The organism is Achromobacter sp. ES-001 (assembly GCF_019448355.1).
Taxonomy (GTDB): Bacteria; Pseudomonadota; Gammaproteobacteria; order Burkholderiales; family Burkholderiaceae_B; genus Achromobacter; species Achromobacter spanius_B.
In genome coordinates this window covers 4439460-4460456 of the sequence record NZ_CP079940.1, presented here as the reverse complement: position 1 = coordinate 4460456, position 20997 = coordinate 4439460, and the positions used below count along the sequence as shown (strand labels likewise).

The following is a 20997-nucleotide window of genomic DNA, read 5'->3' as shown; positions in this document are numbered from 1 at the left end:
TGGATGAATTATTTGTGACAGCGTTCTGGTCTGCATTTTTCTATCCGTCTGTCTTGTTCTAAGTGAAGAACTCGCGCGATTGGAACAAGGGATGGCGATCATGCAGGCACGGATGTCGGACTCGGGTGGCAAGCGGAACATGGGGCGGGTGCCGGGGCGGCAGCGCCCGAACTGGCGTCCGACGCCACTGTCCCAGGCGGTCACCGCGCTGCTGATCGCAGGCAGCGCCAGCGGCGCGGCGCAGGCGCAGCAGCGCGCCTTCAGCCCCGGCTGGTTCTCGGACAAGAATGCCGTGCAGTCGACGGCGCAGCGCACCGGCCGCATGCCCGACGGCAGTATGGCGGGCATAGGCGCCGGCGCGCGCCAACAGGCGCAATCGCGCCAGCAGTTGCAGCGGTCGCTGGATAACCTGAACCGCTCGGCCGCCGCCGTCGCCGCGCAGCAAGCCGCGCAGGCGGCAGCGCGCGCGGCGGCCGCCGCCGGTGGCGCCGATGTGCCCGACGGCCTGGTCGAGGGCGGCTTGTGGGCCGCCACGGGGGACCTGGCCAAATGGGAAGGCGCGAAAGCCGCGTCGCCCAGCGTGCAGAACGGCCGCCAGGTCGTCACCATCGAACAGACGCAATCGCGCGCCATCCTGAACTGGGACAGCTTTAACGTCGGGCGCAACACGACGCTGCAATTCAAGCAGGGCGCGGACGACGCGGTGCTGAACCGGGTGGTGGGCGCGGCGGCCAAGCCCAGCCAGATCCAGGGCGCGATCAAGGCCGACGGCACCGTGATGGTGGTGAACCAGAACGGCGTGATCTTCACCGGCACCAGCCAGGTCAACGCGCGCAACGTGGTGGCCGCCGCCGGCGCGATCACCGACGCGCAGTTTCGTGACAAGGGGGTGTACGCCGACAACGGCGCGCAGCCGACCTTTACCGACGCGCGCGGCAATATCGACGTGCAGGCCGGTGCGTTGATCGGCACGGCGGCGCCGGCCACGTCCACGGCGGGCGGCGGCTATGTGTTGCTGCTGGGCAAGGAAGTAAACAACGCGGGCACGATCAACACGCCGTCCGGGCAAGCCGCGCTGGCGGCGGGCGACAACTTCGTCATCAAGCGTGGCCAGGGCACGTCCGGCAATCTGCTGTCCACCACCAAGGGCAACGAAGTCACGCCCACCGGCACGCCGGGCCGCGTTGCCAACACGGGCCTGATCCAGGCCGCCGTGGGCGACGTGACGATGACGGGCGGTGACGTCGTGCAAAGCGGCGTGGTGCTGTCCAGCACGTCGGTCGATACGCGCGGCACGGTCCACCTGAACGCGGTGGGCGAGGGCGGCAAGATCACCCTGGCTGAATCCGGCACCACGGCCATCCTGCTGGACCGCAGCGGCGCACTGGCGCTGGACAGCCAGCGCGACGGCCTGCGCGTGCCGGTCACCCCGGCAACCGATGCGACAGTAGTGGCGGCGGGCGCGGACCGGCGCGAGTTGTCGCGCGTGGAAATCAACAGTTCCGGCACGGTGGACTTTGCCACCGGGTCGATCACGCTGGCCACGGGCGGGCAGATCGCCGTGCAGGCCACGCAGCGCGCGCTGGTGCGCGAGGGCGCGATTCTGGACGTGGCGGGCGCCGTGGGCGTGCCCGTGGCGATGGAGAACAACAGCGTCAAGATCAACGTCCAGGGCAACGAGCAGCGCGACGCGCCGATCAACCGCGATAGCGGCAAGCTGAACAACAACGACATCTGGGTAGATGCGCGCGACCTGGTGCTGGTGCCGGCCGGCACCAACGGCTACGCCACCGACCGCTGGTACACGGCGGGCGGCCTGTTGGAGGTGAGCGGGTATCTGGGCACGCAGGGCCATGCGGTCAACGAATGGATGGCGCAGGGCGGCAACGTGGAATTCACGGGCGGCGACGTCGTGACGCGGGCCGGTTCGCAGATCAACGTGTCGGGCGGCACGCTGGACGTGCAGGACGGCAAGATCCGGCAGACCTGGCTGCGCGGGGCGGACGGCCGGCTGTACGAGGTGTCGCGCGCGCCCGGCGACCTGGCCTATACCGGCCTGTACAAGGGCTATGAGGCCACGCACGAGCGCTGGGGCCAGACGCAGTATTTCTACAATCCGCTGATCGCGCCCAAGGAACGTTTCGAAAGCGGCTACACGGTGGGGCGCGACGCGGGCAGGCTGTTGATCGGCACCCGCAGCGCGGTGCTGGAAGGCGAGCTCGTTGGCCAGACCTATCAAGGCGAACGCCAGACCGCCGCCGCGCAAGCGGGGCTGGACGGCTATCAGCAATCGCAACGGGCGGCGGCGCGCGGCGCGCAGCTGGTGGTGGGCACGTACACGCCTTACTACGACAAGCGCACGGGCGCGTTGCAATACGCGCTGGGCCTGTCGGAAAACACGATCCAGCATGTCAGCTTGTCGGACCAGGTGGCCGCGATTGCGGCGGGTCTGGATCTGGACACGGCGTTGCCGGACGACCGCGCGGGCACCCTGCAACTGGACACCGCGCAGCTGAACCGCGCGGGGCTGGGCGCCATCAAGATCGCCGCGCAGGACATCACCGTGCAGTCGGATCTGAAGGTGGGACCGGCCGGCGACATCACCTTGTTCGCGAACCAGGTGTCGGTGGATGCCACGCTGACGGCACGCGCCGGCAGCATCCGGCTGGGCAATGTGTTGAGCCAGATCTCGCCGTCGGGGGTGACCGATACGGTGGCAGGCGTGGCGGGCGCGGCGGGCGAGGGGGATGGGCCCCGCGTCGCGCTCAGCGCGCGCACGCGGCTGGACGCCACGGGCATGTGGACCAACCTGGCCCTGTCGCCCGAACAGACGGCCGCGATGCCATATCTGAACGGCGGCTCGGTGTCCGTGCGCGGCAGCGGCGATATCCAGCTGGCGGCGGGCAGCGTCATCGACGTCAGCTCTGGCGCGGTGTTGCGGCCCAAGAACAAGGTGACGGGCGGCAAGGGCGGCAACACGACCATAGACGCGGTGGCGGCCGGCGACGGCTCCGTGGGCGAGGTGACCCTGGGCGCGCAATTGCGCGGCTACGGCGTGGAAGGCGGCGGCACGCTGAAACTGGTGGCGGGCAAGATCGTGTTGGGCGATGGCCCGGCAGCGGTGCAGCCCTCCGTGCGGGGTGCCGTGCCCGATGCGTCCGGCACAGCGGCCGGGGGCGCGGCAGCCGTGGCTGTCGGCGCCGACCCCTTGGCGTCCGCCGAGGCCATGCTGACCCTGGCCGCGCCCTTCTTCCAGCAGGGCTATTCGCGTTACGAGATTACCGGCAGCCAGGGCCTGACCGTGGCTGACGATGCGCGCGTGGATGTGCTGATGCCCGTCTATCGCCCCGTGTCGGGCGCGCAAGGCGTGCCCACCGGCACGGACCCGGCAGCGGTGTTGGACACGTGGCTGCCGCCCGTCTATCAACATGATCCCGTGGCGGGCACGGCAACGCGGCGGCGCGGCGCCAGCCTGTTGTTGCAAAGCGGTCGCAGCGTGGCGACCGCGGGCGCCGACAAGCTGGTCGAACTGAACATCGGCCGGGGCGCGCGCATCAACGTGGACCCGGGCCAGAGCATCGAACTGCTGGGCGCCGGGCAGATCACGGTCGCGGGCGCGCTGACGGCCGCCGGCGGCAAGATCGATATTCGCCAACTGCGCGTGGGCACGCTGGACGTGGCCGAGTCCTTCGACACCGCCGATGGCGAACTGCACAACCGCTCGATCTGGATCGGCGAACAGGCGGTGCTGGACGTGGCCGGGCGCGCGGAAAGTGGCATCGACGCGCAGGGCCGCCGCTATGGCGTGGCGGACTCGGGCGGCGTCATCGTGATCGGCGGCGAGATCAATCACGACCGCGCCACGGCGACGTCGGCCGACGCCTACGTGATTGTGCGCCCCGGCGCGGTGCTGAACGCGTCGGGCGCGGGCACGGTGGTGGACGTGAACGGCGTGGGCGCGGTGCCACTGAACGGCGACGGTGGCCGCATCTCGCTCAGTTCCTACAACGGCCTGCATCTGGACGGCACGTTCATCGCACGGGCGGGCGGCGCCAACGCATCGGGCGGCACGCTGGATATCGCGCTGGAAACCCCGCTGTACCGCATTGCGGGCGACAACGTTTCAAGCGTCGACGTGCAAGTGCCGCGCGAGCTGGTGCTGGGCGCGACCGCTCCCGGCCAGGGCCTGCGCGCCGACCTGAAACCGGGCGAGGCCGAAGAGGGCCTGCGTTATGGCCAGACCCGCTTGGACACCGCGCGCTTGTTGGCAGGCGGGGGCTTCGATCATCTGGGGCTGCTGTCCAACGGCCTCATGTCCTTTGACGGCGACGTCAACATCCAGACGGCGCAAAGCCTGCGCCTGTATGCCGGCGCGTTCTCGGTGGCGCCGCAAACCGAGGCACCCGCTGACGCACAAGTTGCCGCAACAGCCGCCGCCCAAACGCGCGTGAACCTGGCGTCGTCGTATGTGCGGCTGTCCGGCCTGGGCAAGTATGCGGCCACCAATGGCGTGCTGCGCCCGCGCGTGTTGTTCGCCGATGCGGCCGAGGTGGGCGAAGGCGCCTTCACCGTGCGCGCCGGCAATCTGCTGGAAGTGGGCAACAGCTTGTCCTTCGGCACGCAGGGCTCGATCGTGCGCGGCGTGGGCGGTGCGCTGCCGGTGGCGCGCGCGGGCTTTGATCGCGTGACGCTGGACAGCGCGGGCGACCTGCGCTTTCTGGCCAACAACGACAACGAACCGCGCACGCGACTGTGGACACGTGGCGATCTGGCATTGATTGCCGCGCAGGTCTATCCCGCCACCGGCGCCGAGGCCGAAGTGCTGGCCGGCTACACGCGGCGCGAGGACGGCACGCAGGGGTTCGACCCCGATCGCCGCCTGACCGTGGCGCGTCACGATGCCGCGACGGCTGCGTTGCCGCCCATTCCGTATTCGGCGTTCGGCTCGTTGCGCCTGGCAGCCGCCACCGTAGAGCAGGGCGGCGTCATCCGCGCGCCGCTGGGCGCCATTGTGCTCGGCGACCTGAGCGAACGGATGGGCACGCAACGCCTGAGCCTGCTGCCCGGCAGCGTGACCTCGGTCAGCGGCGCCGGCTTGTTGATGCCTTATGGCGGCACGACGGACGGCGTGTCGTATCAGTTCAAGGGCGCGCCGGTGTCCTTGGTGGGCGTGGGGGGCGCAGCCGGCATCGGCGACCAGGCCGCGCTGCGCACCGGCGTTACCCTGGCATTCCAGGACGTGGATGCGCTGCCGGGCTCGGTGCTGGACCTGTCCGGTGGCGGCGAGCTGACCGGCGCGGGCTTTGTGTCTGGCCGGGGCGGTTCCACCGATGCGCGCTACGCGCCGCTGGTGCGCAACAACCCCGACGGCGGCTTTACGTTGCCCGGCCTGGCCGCCAACCCGGTGTACGCCATCGTGCCCGGGGCGCAGGCGCCCGTGGCCCCGGTGGGCGGCGAGGCCGGCGCGTCCACGCCCGGCGTGGGCCGGCAGATTACGTTGGGCGCGGGCGTGCCGGGCTTGCCGGCCGGCACCTACACCTTGCTGCCGTCCACCTATGCCTTGCTGCCCGGCGCATTCCGCGTCGAGATCAACGGCGCGGCCACGGCGGGCGCGGCGGTGACGCCCATGCGGATGCGCAACCAGTCCTGGGCCGCAAGCGGGTCCTTGTCGACCGCCGGCACACAGGTGGCGAACAGCCTGGCCAGCGCGGTCATCCTGACGCCGGCGAACGTGCTGCGGACCCTGTCGCAATACAACGAGATGAGCTACGCCAGCTTTGTGGCGGCGGACGCCGTGACGCGCGGCGTGCCACGCGCGATGCTGCCCGCCGACGCACGCACCCTGCGCTTGGCGCTGCATCCCGGTTCGTCCGACGGGCAGGCGTTCAGCTTTGAAGGCCAGGCCAATTTCAAGGCTGCGCAAGGTGGCTTCGGTGGCGCCGTGGCGGTGAACGGCGGCAGCACCGCGGTGGAGATCCTGGCCCCGGGCCAGGCGCCCACGGCAGGCTTCGCGGGCACGTCGGTGGGCGCCGATGCGCTGACGGCGCTGGGCGCCAGCCGCCTGGTCGTCGGTGCGATGCCGGTGGTGTCCTACGGGCAGGGCGGGCGCTTTTATACCTTCCAGCAGTCCGCCCGCGAAGTGGTGCTGCGCACCGGCGCGCAGCTGACCGCGCCCGAAGTGCTGCTCTCGGCGAACACCATCGAGCTTGAAGCTGGCGCCGGGATATCGACGTTGGGCCGGGGCGCGCCGTCCGTGGATTCCACCAGCGGCTACGCCTTCCAACCGGGCAGCGCCAGCCTGCTGGCCGTGTCCAATGGCCGCCTTGACGTGCTGGCGCCCGACGCGCTGGCCACGGGCGCCATCCGCATCGGCACATGCGCCACCACGGCGTGCAACGATGTGACGCGCCTGTATTCCGAAGGCACCATCGCCGCCGCCACCAACGGCGCCTTCGACCTGGGCGAGCAGGTGCGCTACGGCACCCGCAACCTGTCCTTGGCCGTTGGCGCCGTCAATGTCGGCACGGCGCAAACGCTGGCGCAGGCGGCGGCGCAGGGCATCCTGCCCAGCGGCCTGACGCTGAACCAGGACATCCTGGCCCGCTTGCTGCGCGGCGACACCAGCATGGGCGCGCCCGCGCTGGAAGTGTTGACGCTGACCGCGCGCGACGCGATGAACTTCTACGGCACCGTCGCGCTGGACACGCGCGACCCGGTCACCGGCAAATACAGCCTGGCGACCTTGGCGCTGGGCACCCCGGCCATCTACGGGTTTGGCGACGCGGGCGACGAGGCGGGCATCCGCACCCAGAACCTGATCTGGAACGGCGCAACCCAAGCGCCCGGCGCAGTGGTGGCCGGCGGCGCGGGCACGGGCAAGGGCGTGCTGCGCATCGACGCCGAGCGCATCGAATTCGGCTATGGCCAGGGCGCGCAGCCCAGCGGCCAGGAAGACAATGCGCGTCTGGCGCTGGGCTTTGCCAGCGTCAACCTGAACGCCAGCGACCGGATCACGGCAAACCATCGCGGCAGCTTGTCCGTGTATGAATCGCAGGGCGCATTCGACAGCAGCACCGGCCGCTACGCGTACCGCGGCGGCAACCTGAACCTGAACACGCCGCTGTTGACCGGGGGCGCGGGTTCGGTGAACCAGATGCTGGCGGGCGGCGACGTGCGCCTGTCCGGCGCGGGCGCCGGGCCGGTGGCGGCCGTGCAGGACCTGGGCGCGCAAGTCGGCCTGTCCGGCGCCACGGTGCAAGTCGACGGCCGTATCGTGCTGCCCAGCGGCAAGCTCACGTTGCAAGGCCGCGACGGCGTGTTGCTGACCGGGGCGTCGCAAATCGACGTGTCCGGCCGGGCCATCGCGTTCAACGACGTGCTGCGCTACAGCTGGGGCGGCGATGTGATTCTGGAAAGCGCGCAGGGTGGCATCCGGCAAGCGGGCGGCGCGCTGATCGACCTGTCGGCGCAACAGAACAACGCGGGCACGCTGCGGGCCGATGCGCTGGCGGCGTCGGCCGGTGTGGTCGACCTGCAAGGCCGCATCCTGGGCGCCAGCTCGGGCCATTACGATGCCGGCGGTACCGCCGTGCCGTATCGCGCGGGCAGCATCGACGTGCGTGCCCAGCATCTGGGCACGGCGGCCACGCTCAGCACGGATTTCGATGCGCTTAACCAGCGCCTGAACGAGGGCGGCGTCTTCGGCGCGCGCAGCTTCCAGCTCAAGCAAGGCAGCCTGACGCTGGGCAACACGCTGCGCGGCAATGACATCAATCTGTCGATCGACAGCGGCAGCCTGACGGTGGCCGGCGTGGTGGATGCCAGCGGCGAACGCGTGGGCCGCATCCGCCTGGCCGCGCGCGACGGGCTGACCCTGGCGTCCAACGCCGTGCTGGACACGCACGGTACCGTGTTGCGCGTGGACAGCTACGGCAAGATCATCGACGCGCCCAACCGCGCGGTGGTCGAACTGAACGCCGGGCGCGGCGTGTTGACGCTGGCCAGCGGCGCGCGCATCGACCTGCGCCACGGCACGGCCGCCACGGCAGGCACCGGCGCGGGGCAGCACGATGGGGCCTCGCGGGGCACGCTGGACTTGCTGGCGCCGCGTATCGACGCGTCGGGCAACGCGGGCGTCAATGGCGGCGCGGCGGCCACGGCCGGCGACATCGCTATCGACGCGCGTGGGCCGCTGACCATCGACGGCGCCAAATCCATTTCGCTGGTGGCCATGCAGCGCTATGACGACGCGCGCGTCGGCGACCCGGCCGACCGCGCCAACGGACGCAGCCATCAGATCATTGACCAGGCCTATCTGGACACGCTGCATGGCGACAGCGCAACGTTCATCGGCAACGCACTGGCAAACGGCAATCTGCTGAACGCCAAGCTTGCAGGCTTGAACAACGCCACCTACCGCGACGTGTTCCACCTGCGGCCGGGCGTGGAAATCGTCAGCAAGACGGGCGATGGCGACCTGGTCGTGCAAGGCGACCTGGACCTGTCGGGCTATCGCTATGCCAGCCTGAACCCGCGTTCGGCCATGACGTCGGTGTACGGCTCCGGCGAGGCGGGCGCGCTGACCTTGCGCGCCAAGGGCAATCTGGACGTCTTCGGCAGCATCAACGACGGCTTCGCGCCGCCGGCAGCCACGCCCGACGACGAGCACGGCTGGATTCTGACGCCGGGCGCGCAGCCCTTCGGCGGCGATGTGGTGTTGCCGCGCGGCGGCGTCGTGCTTGCCGACGGCACCGAATTTCCCGGTGGCAAAACGCTGAACTACGCGCTGCCCTTGCAGCCGACGACGCTGGCCGCCGGCACGCGCCTGCCCGTTGAAGCGGCGCTGAACCAGCCGCTGTCCATCGCGGCAGGCACGGTGTTGTCCGGCGACGTGCGCGATGCGGCCGGGCAGTTGCTGTACGCGGCGGGCAGCATCCTGAAGCAGGCGGTGGACCTGCCGGTGGGCACGCGCCTGGGCGCGGGCACGCTGTTGACGGCGGGCACGGCCATGCAGGCGTTCACGTGGCCGGCCAATGTGGCGCTGCCCAACCTGTACACCACGCAAGGCTACGAGCCCAACGTGTTGTTGATGGCGGGCACGATCACGCTCAAACAAGGCGCGGTGATTCCGTCGCAGGCCAAGCTGGTGTTTCCGGATGGCGTGGACTATGTCGAATTGCGCCCCGGCACGACGGCCGACCAGCGGCGCAACTGGGCGCTGGCGCAGATGTTGCCCGCCGGGAGCCAGTCGTGGTCGTTGCGCCTGGTGGCCGGCGCGGACCTGGATGCGGCGGACCCGCTGCGCGTGCAACCCGGCCCTGGCGCCGGCAAGCTGAACCTGGCCGACAGCCACTACAACGTCACGCTGGCGATGGGCGCCGGCCTGGTGTGGGGCCCCGAGGCGGGCCCCTCCGGCTTCGAGCCCTATGCGCCGGTGCCGGAAGACCTGCTGTGGTTGTGCGACGCGATCGAAGGGCTGTGCCTGCCGCCGCCCCGCTGGGCCTGGGCGCCGGACAACACGTACGGTCAGCCCGCCGGGTCGCCGGTGTCGGACGAAGACCTGGAAAAGTGTGCGCGCTCGCCAGAGCAGTGCTATGAGAACAAGTCGTCGACGACGGTAACCGCGCACACGCAGAACTTCAGCGTGCTGCGCACCGGCACGGGCGACCTGGACCTGGCGGCCGGCGGTGACATCAGCCTGATGTCGGCTTACGGGGTCTACACGGCGGGCACGCAGTCCGCCGACGTGGCGCCCGCCTACCAACTGCCGCGCGGCCGCTACGAAGCCACGGTGCTGGGCGATGCGCATTCCAGCACCTACGAACCCTTCGTATCGGAGGGCGGCACTTATCAAGCCTGGTATCCGGAACAAGGCGGCAACCTGGGCCTGTACACCGGCGGCACCCTGCGCGGCGACGTGTGGGGCAAGACCACCGGTGGCCCCTTCGACGCGCGCGTGCTGGCGCCCAGCGTGGGCGTGGGCAACTGGTTGTGGCGGCAAGGCTCGGGCAGCGCCAACGGCGGCGATACGCCCACCGCGTGGTGGATCAACTTCGGCAGCTACGTCAAGGCGCCTTCCGACTTCAAGGACAACACGCCGCTGCTGGTGGGCTTCACGGGCTTTGGCGCGCTGGGCGGCGGCAACGTCAACCTGCGCGTGGACGGCGACGCCGGCAATATCGAATCGCGCGGGTCCGTTGCCAACCCGCGCGGCCAGGGCTTGATCGTGGCGGTGGGCAGCACCGGGCGTGTCGCGGCCGATGGCGCCATCACGCTGACGGGCGGCGGCGACATCGACATCCGTGTGGGCGGCGGGCTTAACCCTACGCAGAGCGCACGCGGACGGGTCTCGTCCACCGTGGGCCCCACGCCCTACTACGGCGAACCCGCGCTGGACCTGCAAGGCGCGCTGATCAACCTGCGCGGCCACGCCGGGCTGTCCAGCGGCGCGGTGGGCGGCCTGGATTTGCGGTACGGCAACGAAGTCAACCAGCAGGACGCCAAGGACAGCCGCGGCTACGACCCGTATGTCTCCACCCTGACCAGCGCCACGGGCGGGCTGGTGCTGATTCCCGGCGATTCGGTCATGCGCATCGATACGCGCGGCGACCTGGTGGTGGGCGGCGCCGGCGACCCCGGCCGCGTGGCGGTGCCCAACACCACGCCGTACCACCTGCTTGATGGCACCCTGCGCACCGGCGGCGGCACCAGCTGGTTCTCGATGTGGACCGAGAACACCGCCATCGAACTGTCCAGCGCGGGCGGCAACCTGACGCCCAGCCGGCAGACCTCGCACAGCGCGCAGGGGCTGTCGGTGCAGACCGGGCGCAATACGTCGCCGTCGGACGGACGCTATCTGTATCCGTCGATTCTTCGCGCCACGGCCTACGACGGCAGCGTGTATGCGGGCGTGTCGGCCGGCTACCTGAACAACGAGGCCTCGGGGCTGCCGTATTCGTTGACCCTGGCGCCGGGCGCGCGTGGCCAGCTGGAAGTGCTGGCCGGCAATTCCATCTACGCGGGCGGCTACGCCATCAACCGCTCGGGCGCCGACCCCGCCAGCGTGGCCAACGTGTTCGCGCCGGCCTTTTCGGGCTACCTGTCCGAAGCCAACTCCAATGTGGCCCTGGGCAACAAGGGCGTGGACGGCATCGACGGCGCCCGCGACACCCATTTCCCCTTGTTCTATTTCAATGCGCCGACGGCCGGCGCGGCGGGTTCCAATGCGGTGACGCGCTTTTACGCCCGCGATGGCGACATCGTGGGGCTGCGCAGCGGCGAAGCACTCTCGGTCTTGCAGGGGCCGAATACCGGGCAGACGTGGTACGAGGCGTCGGGCCCGGTGTGGATGATGGCGGGCCGCGACATCGTGGCCTCGGGTACCGACACCGGCGTCAAGACCGATGTGCCCACGACCAACGGCATGAACTTCGGCGCCAGCTCGACGTCGGTGACCTCGGCCGGCAACCTGTTCCTGCACCGCGACGCGCTGGACGTATCGCGCGTGTCCGCCGGGCGCGACATCCTGTACAGCTCGTTCCAGGTGGCCGGCCCCGGCGTGCTGGAGGTATCGGCGGGGCGTCACGTGTTGATGGCGGATCGCGCGTCCATTACCAGCCTGGGGCCGGTGCTGTCGGGCGACCACCGGCTGGGCGCATCCATCGCCGTGCAGGCGGGCGTGGGCGCCAAGGGGCCGGATTACGCGGGCTTTATCGACCGCTATCTGGACCCGGCCAAGGCCGCCGACCCCGGCCGCCCCTTGGTCGACCAGGGCCTGGCCTTCAAGACCTACGAGGCCGAACTGCTGCTGTGGTTGACGCAGCGTTATGGCTTTGCCGGCAGCACGGACGATGCGCGCGCGGCGTTCGCGGCGCTGCCCGCCGAGCAGCAACGCATCTTCGCGCGGCAGGTGTATTTTGCCGAGCTGCGTGCCGGGGGCCGCGAATACAACGACAAGAGCAGCCCGCGCAACGGCAGCTATCTGCGCGGTCGCCAGGCCATCGCCGCGTTGTTTTCCGACGCGACGCCCGGCGCGTATGACGGCGACATCACCTTGTACGGCGCGGCGGGCATCCGCAGCAGCTTCGGCGGCGACATCCAGCTGATGACGCCGGGCGGGCAGCAGGTGTTCGGCGTGGAAGGCGTGGCGCCGCCCGCCACGGCCGGCATCATCACGCAGGGGGAAGGCAACATCCAGCTGTATGCGCAAGGCAGCATCCTGCTGGGGCAAAGCCGCGTCATGACGACCTTTGGCGGCGGCATCACGGCGTGGTCGGCCGAAGGCGACATCAACGCGGGTCGCGGGTCCAAGACCACGGTGCTGTATTCGCCGCCCAAGCGGGAATATGACGCCGTGGGCAACGTGACCTTGTCGCCCAATGCGCCCAGCACCGGCGCGGGCATCGCCACGCTGGCGCCGCTGCCGGAAGTGCCGGCGGGCGACGTGGACCTGTACGCGCCGCTGGGCACGATCGACGCGGGCGAGGCCGGCATCCGCGTGTCGGGCAACGTCAACATCGCGGCCTTGCAGGTGGTGAACGCCGCCAACATCCAGGCCCAGGGCGACAGCGCGGGCGTGCCGGTGTCGGCGGCCGTCAATACCGGCGCGTTGTCATCGGCCAGCGCGGCGGCGACTTCGGCCGTCAATGCGGCCGAGGCCTCGGCGCAGCGTGCGCAAAACGAAGCGCGCCAGAATCAGCCGTCGGTCATCAATGTGCAGATCCTGGGCTATGGCGACGAGCCGGTGGCGGGCGCCGCCCCGACCGCGCCGCCGGCCGGGTCGGCATCGGCGGCGCCCAAGTACGACGCCGCCAGCGCCGTGCAGGTGCTGGGCGCGGGTGCGCTGAACGCCAGCGAAACCGGCGGCTTGAGCGCCGAGGAGAAAAGCCGCCTGACGATGTAAGGGAAGTGCCTCCTGCATGCCCCAACCATGCCTGGTATGCGCGGCCGGTTTGCACCGGCCGCGTTTTTTTTTCGCCACGCCGCTTGCACTGCATTCGCCGTCATGTCGCGTGGCCAGAATCCCCGCGCAAGGCGGCGACCCCCGGCGACCGCGCACGCCGCGATTCTTTTTCATGAAGTTTTTCTTACAACGCGTCGTCCCGGGCCTGCCAGTACGTCTAGTAACAAGCAGAAGCCATGGACGCGCTGTTGCGGGCAAAAGCCGTAACGAAATTGTCGCGTAGCGCTGCACGGTAGCGGCCGGCACCGACCGGTTTTCACACAAGGAACTGAGTGCATCGTCATGCATGATTTCGAAAGTAGGGGTAGCGCGTTGCGCGCCATATTGCGCCGTGCGCCGCATGCGTTTGCCTTGGCCATTGCCATGAACGGCGCCCTGGCGCAGGACGCGCCCACGGGCGTAGAGCGCCGCGTCAACATCAACGAATACATCGTGCGCGGCAACACCGTGCTGCAAGCGCGCGACATCGAGCGCGCCGTCTATCCCTATCTTGGGCCTGACCGCACGCTGGCCGATATTGAATCGGCGCGCGAAGCCTTGCAGACGATTTATCAGGAACAGGGCTACCAGTCCGTCTATGTGGACCTGCCCGAGCAGCAGGTGGCCGATGGCATCGTCTTCCTGCAAGTGTCCGAAACCAAGATCGGCCGCGTGCGCGTGGTGGGCGCGCAGCACTATTCGCCGCTGACCATTCGCGACGAGGTGCCCGCGTTGCAGGAAGGGCAGGTGCCCAACTTCAACCAGGCGCAGGCCGAGCTGACCGGGCTGAACAAGGGCGCCGGCCGTCAGGTGGTGCCGTTGGTCAAGGAAGGGCGCTTGCCGGGCACGATGGACGTGGACCTGAAGGTGGAAGACAAAAGCCCCTGGCATGCCAGCGTGGGCTTGAACAACGACTACAGCGCGGACACCTCGCGCCTGCGCAGCACGGCCTCGCTGGGCTATGACAACCTGTGGCAGCTGGGCCATTCCGTCAGCCTGACGTTCTTTACCGCGCCGCAGGATACGGACAACGCCAAGGTGTGGTCGGGTTCGTATTCGATGCCGCTGGCGCCGCGCTGGGCCTTGCAATTCTCCGGCTACAAAAGCGACAGCAACGTGGCCACCATCGGCGGCACCAACGTGCTGGGCAAGGGCTATTCGTTCGGCTTGTCGGCGATCTACACGATGGACCCGCAAGGCGACTGGAGCAATTCCCTGTCCCTCGGCCTGGACTACAAGAAGTTCGACGAGTCCACCCGCTTTGGCGCCAACGAAGACCAGATTCCCATCAAGTACCTGCCGTTCACGCTGGCCTACAACGGCTACCGCTACAGCGAGTCCTCGCAAAGCAGCCTGGGCTTGTCGCTGGTCGGCGCCAGCGGTTCCTTCTTCAACCAGGGCAGCGACTGGAAGGAATTCGACGACAAGCGCTATCAGGCCAACCCCAGCTTTGCCCTGGTGCGCGGCGACGGCACGCACACGCAAAACCTGTTTGGCGACTGGCAGCTGGGCCTGCGCGGATCGTTCCAGCTGGCCTCGGGTGCATTGGTGTCCAACGAACAATTCTCGGCGGGCGGCGCGACCAGCGTGCGCGGGTACCTGGCGGCCGAACGCACGGGCGACGACGGCATCCTGGCGTCGCTGGAATGGCGCACGCCGTCGCTGGCGCGCTGGCTGGGCGCGAACGTCAACGAATGGCGCTTCTACGCTTTTGCTGACGCGGCCAGCCTGCGCTTGCGCGACCCGCTGCCTGAGCAGGATTCGCGCTATTCGCTGGCCAGCGTAGGCCTGGGCACGCGCCTGCAAATGATCGATTGGCTGTCGGGCTCGCTGGACTGGGGCTATCCGCTGAAAGACGGCCCCAATACCCGCAAACACGATCCCCGCCTGAACTTCAGCGTGCGCGCCAGCTTCTGAGCGCACGCCACTTTTCCATCCCGGAGTCTTACTCATGCAACGCCTATTGATGCTCCTGCTAACCGTGCTGGCCGGCGTCTTGCCGTCGGCCGCCAACGCCTGGTGGCAACCGGATTGGCAGTACCGCAAGCAAATCACCGTTGACAGCACCGCGCAGGGCCTGCCGCTGGGCGGCCCCGCCGGCCGCACGCCGCTGCTGGTGCGCCTGCATACGGGCAACTTCACCTTTGACGGCATCAACGAGAAGGGCGCCGACATCCGCTTCGTGGCGGCCGACGATCAGACCGTGCTGAACCACCAGCTGGAATCGTTCGACCCCTTGCTGGGCATGGCGCTGGTGTGGGTGGACGTGCCGGAACTTGCCGACGGCCAACGCCAGGACATCTGGATGTACTACGGCAACCAGAAGGCGCCCGCGTCCGCCAATGGGCAACTGAGCTTCGACCCGAACTACACGCTGGTCTATCACTTTGACGGTGCGGCCGGTGCGCCGCCGCGCGACACCACCGCCTACAGCAACCACGGCCAGACGCCGACGGGCGCTGCGGTCGACGGCGTGATTGGCCGCGCCGCGCAGTTCACGGGCAACGCGCCGCTGATGCTGCCCGCCAGCCCCTCGCTGGCCATCCCGGCCGCGGGCGCGTTCACGTTCAGCGCCTGGGTGCGCGCCGACCAACCGGCCGGCGAACAGCTGGTCTATGCGCGTCGCGATGCCGGCAACGCCTTGCTGATCGGCATCAACCAGGGCGTGCCGTTTGTGGAAGTGAACGGCCAGCGCAGCCAGCCCGGCCAGCCGCTGACGCCCGCCGCGTGGCAGCACCTTGCCGTGACGGCCGATGGCAGCCAGGTGCACCTGTACGTGAACGGCCGCGCCACCGCGTCGCTGGCCGCCAGCCTGCCGCCGCTGGCCACGCCTGCCGCGCTGGGGGGCGACGTGCCGATGCCGGCCGCCTCCGCTGCGTCGGCAACGCCTGCCACGCCGGCGACGAACTCCGCGACCTCCGCGAATTCGGCGAATTCGGCGAATACCGCGACCGGTGCGGCCTCCGCCGACGCCGCCGCGCCCGCTGCCGCACCGCGTCCGGTGTACGCCCCGTTCGTGGGCGCCATGGACGAAGTGCGCCTGTCCAAGGTTGCGCGCCCCGCCGCGCTGATCCACGCCGACGCCGCCTCGCAAGGCGCCGAGTCGCGCCTGGTGGCTTACGGCGCGGATGAAGAGCAGTCGGGCTTCGGTTTCGGTGGCCTGGGCTTTCTGCTCAAGGCCGTGCCGATCGACGCCTGGATCATCATCGGCGTGCTGGTGCTGATGATGGTGCAGTCCTGGATCATCATGTTCAAAAAAAGCCGCAACGTGGCGCGCGTGGCCGCCGCCAACGAGGTGTTTCGCGACAGCTTCGCCACGGTCGGCCAACGGCTGGAATTGCTGGCCGATGACAACGCCTTGGCGCAACGCCTGGCGAACGCCTCGCTGTGGCGCTTGTACCGCGTAGCCATCAACGAAATCCGCACGCGCCGCGCGCAGGGCGCCGACACCACGTCGATTTCGGCCGCCACCATCGAAGCCATTCGCGCATCGATGGACGCCGTGCGCACCAAGGAAAACCTGGCGCTGGGTTCCAAGCTGGGTTCCTTGTCCAACGCCATCGCGGGCGGCCCCTACATCGGCCTGCTGGGCACGGTGCTGGGCATCATGGTCGTGTTCCTGGGCACGGCGATGGCGGGCGACGTGAACATCAACGCCATTGCCCCCGGCATGGCAGCCGCCTTGCTGGCCACCGCGATGGGCCTGTTCGTGGCCATCCCCGCGCTGTTTGGCTACAACCGCCTGGTGTCGCGCAACAAGGAAGTCAGCGCCGACATGCGCGTGTTCGTCGACGAATTCATCACGCGCCTGGCCGAAGTGCACGGCGAGACCCAGGCGCAGGAAGCGGCGCATCACACCGCCCCGCGCGCGGCTGCCCCCGGCCACCCTGCCATGCGCGAGGCGCAGCCCGCGCCCGCCCACGCGTAAGGAGCACAGCATGGCTTCCGTATCCACTTCCCAGGACGATGATGACGACGCGCCCGTCGACGGCATCAACATCACGCCGCTGGTCGATGTGCTGATGGTTGTGCTGGTCATGTTCATCCTGACCGCCACCGCGCAGATCGCCGGCATCAAGGTCAACCTGCCCAAGGCCAGTTCCACCATGGCGTTGTCGCAGCCCAAGACCAAGGCGATTTCCGTCAACGACGCCGGCCAGGTGTTCCTGGACGCCTACCCGGTCACCTTGCCCGAACTGGAAGACCGGCTGCGTACCGAGAAAGCACTGAACCCCGACTTCCCGGTGATTGTGCGCGGCGACGCCGCCGTGCAGTACCAGAAGGTGGTGGAAGTGCTGGACCTGCTGCGTCGCCTGGAGCTTGCGCAGGTCGGCCTGGTTACCGGCAAGCCGCAATAGGGCCGGGAACCACGTCATGTCGCAACACGCATCCGATCCCTTGCGCGGGCCGCATCCGGCGCGCCGCTGGCTGAAGCTGGCGGCCGTGGCGGTGGCGGCCGTCGTGGCGGCCTATGCGCTTTGGCGCTGGGCCAACGATATGTCCGGTGTCCGGCGCGATGCGCCCAAGGTCACCGCCATCATCCCGCTGCCCCCGCCGCCGCCACCGCCACCCGAACCCGAGAAGCCGCCGGAAACCGAGCCTCCCAAGGAAGAGCCCGTGGCCACGCCCGAGCCCGAGCCGCAGCCCACGCCCGAACCGCCCAAGCCGCAGGACGAGGCGCCGCCGCGTCCGGCCGACGACCTGGCCAACCCGATGCAGATCGACGGCGATGCGCAAGCCGGCAGCGACGCCTTCAACATCGGCGCGGGGCAGGGCAAAGGCATGTCGGGCGGCGGCGGTGGCCGCGCGGGCAATGCCACCTACAGCCAGTACCTGGCCTATGCGCTGCAAAAGATCCTGCGCGAAGACGAACGCACCCGCAACCTGACCTTCCGCCTGCAAGCCAACATCTGGCTGACGGCAGCCGGCCAGATCACCCGCGTGGAATTGACGCGCGGCAGCGGCGATGCCGACGTCGATGCGCGCGTGATCGCCGCCTTGCGCGCGGTGCCCGGGCTGGACGAGCGCCCGCCGGCCTCGGCCAACATGCCCATCCGCGCGTCGCTGACTGGCCGCCGCCCGTCTTGATGTCCCAAATTGAATTGATCCTGGAGTGACAACAGCATGAAGTTCCCTTTGAACCGGTTGGCGGCATCGCTGGCGCTGGCCGTGGCGGGTGCCGCCTGCCTGCCGGCGCACAGCGCGCCCGCGCCGTCCGAGAACGCCACCATCAACCTGATCCGCCTGCTGGTGCAGCAAGGCGTGCTCAAGCCCGAACAGGCCAATGCGCTGGTCGCGCAGGCGGAAGCCGAAGCCAAGGCGGCCCGCCAGGCCGCGCCCGACCGGGGCGCCGCCGTGGCGCAGGCCGGCGATGTGCGCGTGCCCTACATTCCCCAGACCGTGCGCGATCAGATTCGCGACGAGGTCAAGGCGGAAGTCATGGTGCAGGCCAAGGAAGAAAACTGGGCGCAACCCAATACGTTTCCGGATTGGGTCTCGCGCATCACGGTGGAAGGCGACGTGCGCGTGCGCGATGAATCGCGCCTGTACAACGGCGGCAACAGCAATGAAATCACTGACTTTGCCAAGCTGAACGCCAATGGGCCGTACGACGTCAACCCCAACACCAACGGCGGCTATCCGCCCATGCTGAACACGCGCGAAGACCGCCGCAACCAGCTGCGCATCCGCGCCCGCCTGGGCGTGCGCGCGGAAATCTCCGAGGCCTGGACGGCCGGCATCCGCCTGGCCACCGGCAGCGACGACAGCCCGGTATCCACGTCGCAGACGCTGGGCGGCGGCATGGGCAAGAAGGACATCTGGCTGGACCAGGCCTACCTGACCTATCGCCCGGCCAAGTGGGCCACGGTGACCGGCGGGCGCATCGCCAACCCGTTCGAATCGACCGACACGCTGTTCTCCAACGATCTGAACTTTGACGGTATCGCCGCCATCTTCAAGCAGCCGCTGCAAGGCCGCGACGTGACGCTGTTCGGCACGCTGGGCGCGTTCGCGACGGAATACGCGAACAACGGCTGGAGCTCATCGTCGATGAGCGAAGGCGAAACGGAAAACAAATGGCTGCTGGGCGGGCAGGTGGGCGCCGACTGGAAGATCAACAACCAGAACAGCCTGCGCGGCGCGTTGGCCTACTACCACTTCGACAACATCGCGGGCAAGCGATCCAGTTCATGTTCGCCGTGGGCGGGTGCTGAAAGCTGCGACACCGACTGGTCGCGCCCGGCGTTCATGCAAAAGGGCAACACGCTGTTCCTGCTGCGCAACATCGCGCCCAACCCGCTGAACCCGGCCGACACGCCGCAGCCGCAATACGTGGGCCTGGCGTCCAAGTTCGATCTGCTGGACCTGAACCTGCGTTGGGACACGCGCGTGTTCGACGGCCTGGGCCTGCGCCTGAACGGTAACTACATCCGTAACCTGGCCTACAGCAAGAGCAAGATGGCAAGCCGCTCGCAAGGCTACATCGTCAATAACTTCGGCGACAACGGCGATATCGAAAGCGGCCCCAACGCCTGGATGCTGCAAGCCACGCTGGGGCGCTCGTATGACCTGAAGGACAAGGGCGATTGGCTGGCCTTTGTTGGCTACAAGTACATCCAGCCGGACGCGCTGCCCGACGCCTACAACGATTCGTCGTTCCACCAGGGCGGCACCAACGCGCGCGGCTACTACATCGGGGCGGGCTACGCGTTCGAAAAGAACGTGTATGGCGTGTTCCGCTGGATGAGCACCAAGGAGATCTACGGTCCGCCCTTGGCCATCGACACGATGCAGTTTGAAATCAACGCCAGGTTCTAAGGCCATGGACATGCATACCGTTTGGGATGAATCCCGCCACGCGGCCACGACGGGACGCGGGCGGCGCTTGGCGGCGGCCGTGGCCTTGTGCGCGGCCGGCTTGAGCGTGGCGGGCGGCGCGCGCGCCGAAAGCATGGAAGAGCGTCTGCGCGCGCAGCTGCGCAGCACCACGCAGCAGCTACAGCAGCTGCAAAGCGAGCAGGCGCAGATCAACGCGGCCAAGACGGCGGCGGAAACGCAACGCGACGCGGCGCAGAAAGAACTGGAGTCGCTGCGCGCGCAGTTGGCCAAGACCCGTGGCCAGGCCGAAAAGCTTGCCGGGCAACAGGACGCCGTGGCGCAAGCCGCGCAGTCCCAGGTCGCGGCCAGCCAGGCACAGCTGGGCAAGTTCAAGGGCGCGTACGACGAGCTCTTGACCTTGTCGCGCGCCAAGGAAGCGGAGCGCGCCGCGCTGGCCCGCACGGTGGCGCTGCGCGATGCGGACATCAAGACCTGCGTGGCCAAGAACCGCCAGATGTACGAGGCAGGCAAAGAAATTCTGAACGCCTACGAAGGCATCAGCACGGGCGACATCCTGGCCATCAAGCAGCCCTTTGCCGGCAAGGCCCGCGTGCAGTTCGAAGAGCAGGCGCAGGCCTATGGCGATCAGCTGTACGACGCGCAGGTGGCTGGCAGTCAAGCCGCTGCAACGTCGCGCCCGTAGCCTTGCTTGCCCGAATTGCTTCCTCCGATTGCTTCCCCATTTTTCAGGACCCTAAGAATGACCGAAACCAGCTTGATTCTTGATGTCGATGCCGAACGCCTGCAAGCGTTGCTGCAATCCGTGGGCTACCGCGTCACGCGGTCCGAGCAGAACGGCATGGTGCAGTTGCTAAGCGCCAGCCAGGGCGTGGGTTTTGCCGCCCGCATGGGCAACCCCGCCCAAGAGGACGGGCATTTTCTGGACTACACGCTGAGCTGCGCGCTGCGCGTGCAGGGCGACGTGCCCGCCGGCCTGGCAGAGCGCTGGAACGTGGAAAAGCGCTTTGCCCGGCTGACGGTGCAAGGCGTGTTCCTGGTGCTGGAGCTGGACGTGATCGTGGCGGGCGGCGTGTCGGAATCGTATCTGCGCGCCACGACGGAATTGTGGGACCGCTTGCTGCAAGAGTTCCTGCTGTTCCTGCGCGCCAATGCATCGCCGCAGGGGGACGTCAATGCGGTGGAAACGCCGGCCGACTCGTTGGCGACTGCGTAACGTG

Annotated in this window: 8 protein-coding genes; all 8 read left to right on the top strand. The window is 68.7% G+C overall.

All coding sequences use genetic code 11. The features are described 5' to 3' along the window. Window positions 1–91 precede the first annotated feature (91 nt). The 8 genes from KYT87_RS20040 (at window position 92) to KYT87_RS20005 (ending at window position 20993) form a co-directional block, all read left to right on the top strand. Window positions 92–12901 carry a filamentous haemagglutinin family protein gene (locus KYT87_RS20040; RefSeq protein ID WP_219990678.1) on the top strand — a complete coding sequence of 4270 codons (12810 nt, stop codon included), beginning with the start codon at window positions 92–94 and terminating at the stop codon, window positions 12899–12901. A gap of 342 nt (window positions 12902–13243) precedes the next feature. Further along, window positions 13244–14857, top strand: coding sequence for a ShlB/FhaC/HecB family hemolysin secretion/activation protein (locus KYT87_RS20035; protein WP_104144099.1), 1614 nt, complete (start codon window positions 13244–13246; stop codon window positions 14855–14857). Between the two features lie 34 nt (window positions 14858–14891). Beyond that, complete coding sequence (locus KYT87_RS20030; RefSeq protein WP_219990677.1) at window positions 14892–16868, top strand: DUF2341 domain-containing protein; 1977 nt, start codon at window positions 14892–14894, stop codon at window positions 16866–16868. Between the two features lie 10 nt (window positions 16869–16878). After that, complete coding sequence (locus KYT87_RS20025) at window positions 16879–17298, top strand: biopolymer transporter ExbD (RefSeq protein WP_046804844.1); 420 nt, start codon at window positions 16879–16881, stop codon at window positions 17296–17298. A 16-nt stretch (window positions 17299–17314) separates the two neighbouring features. Beyond that, on the top strand, window positions 17315–18028 hold the full coding sequence (locus tag KYT87_RS20020; protein ID WP_046804845.1) for a TonB C-terminal domain-containing protein: 714 nt from the start codon (window positions 17315–17317) through the stop codon (window positions 18026–18028). A gap of 36 nt (window positions 18029–18064) precedes the next feature. Continuing rightward, complete coding sequence (locus tag KYT87_RS20015) at window positions 18065–19759, top strand: putative porin (protein WP_219990676.1); 1695 nt, start codon at window positions 18065–18067, stop codon at window positions 19757–19759. 10 nt (window positions 19760–19769) lie between these two features. After that, complete coding sequence (locus KYT87_RS20010; protein ID WP_240433934.1) at window positions 19770–20462, top strand: DNA repair protein; 693 nt, start codon at window positions 19770–19772, stop codon at window positions 20460–20462. A 57-nt stretch (window positions 20463–20519) separates the two neighbouring features. Beyond that, a complete protein-coding gene (locus KYT87_RS20005; RefSeq protein WP_219990675.1) occupies window positions 20520–20993 on the top strand; it encodes a YbjN domain-containing protein in 474 nt (157 codons plus the stop codon). The last annotated feature ends 4 nt before the right edge of the window (window positions 20994–20997 follow it).

What these genes read in the sequence shown, in the direction of transcription:
- KYT87_RS20005 (WP_219990675.1), top strand. Translation starts at nt 20,520, where the DNA reads ATGACCGAAACCAGCTTGATTCTTGATGTCGATGCCGAACGCCTGCAA.
- KYT87_RS20025 (WP_046804844.1), top strand. Translation starts at nt 16,879, where the DNA reads ATGGCTTCCGTATCCACTTCCCAGGACGATGATGACGACGCGCCCGTC.
- KYT87_RS20035 (WP_104144099.1), top strand. Translation starts at nt 13,244, where the DNA reads ATGCATGATTTCGAAAGTAGGGGTAGCGCGTTGCGCGCCATATTGCGC.
- KYT87_RS20015 (WP_219990676.1), top strand. Translation starts at nt 18,065, where the DNA reads ATGAAGTTCCCTTTGAACCGGTTGGCGGCATCGCTGGCGCTGGCCGTG.
- KYT87_RS20020 (WP_046804845.1), top strand. Translation starts at nt 17,315, where the DNA reads ATGTCGCAACACGCATCCGATCCCTTGCGCGGGCCGCATCCGGCGCGC.
- KYT87_RS20030 (WP_219990677.1), top strand. Translation starts at nt 14,892, where the DNA reads ATGCAACGCCTATTGATGCTCCTGCTAACCGTGCTGGCCGGCGTCTTG.
- KYT87_RS20010 (WP_240433934.1), top strand. Translation starts at nt 19,770, where the DNA reads ATGCATACCGTTTGGGATGAATCCCGCCACGCGGCCACGACGGGACGC.
- KYT87_RS20040 (WP_219990678.1), top strand. Translation starts at nt 92, where the DNA reads ATGGCGATCATGCAGGCACGGATGTCGGACTCGGGTGGCAAGCGGAAC.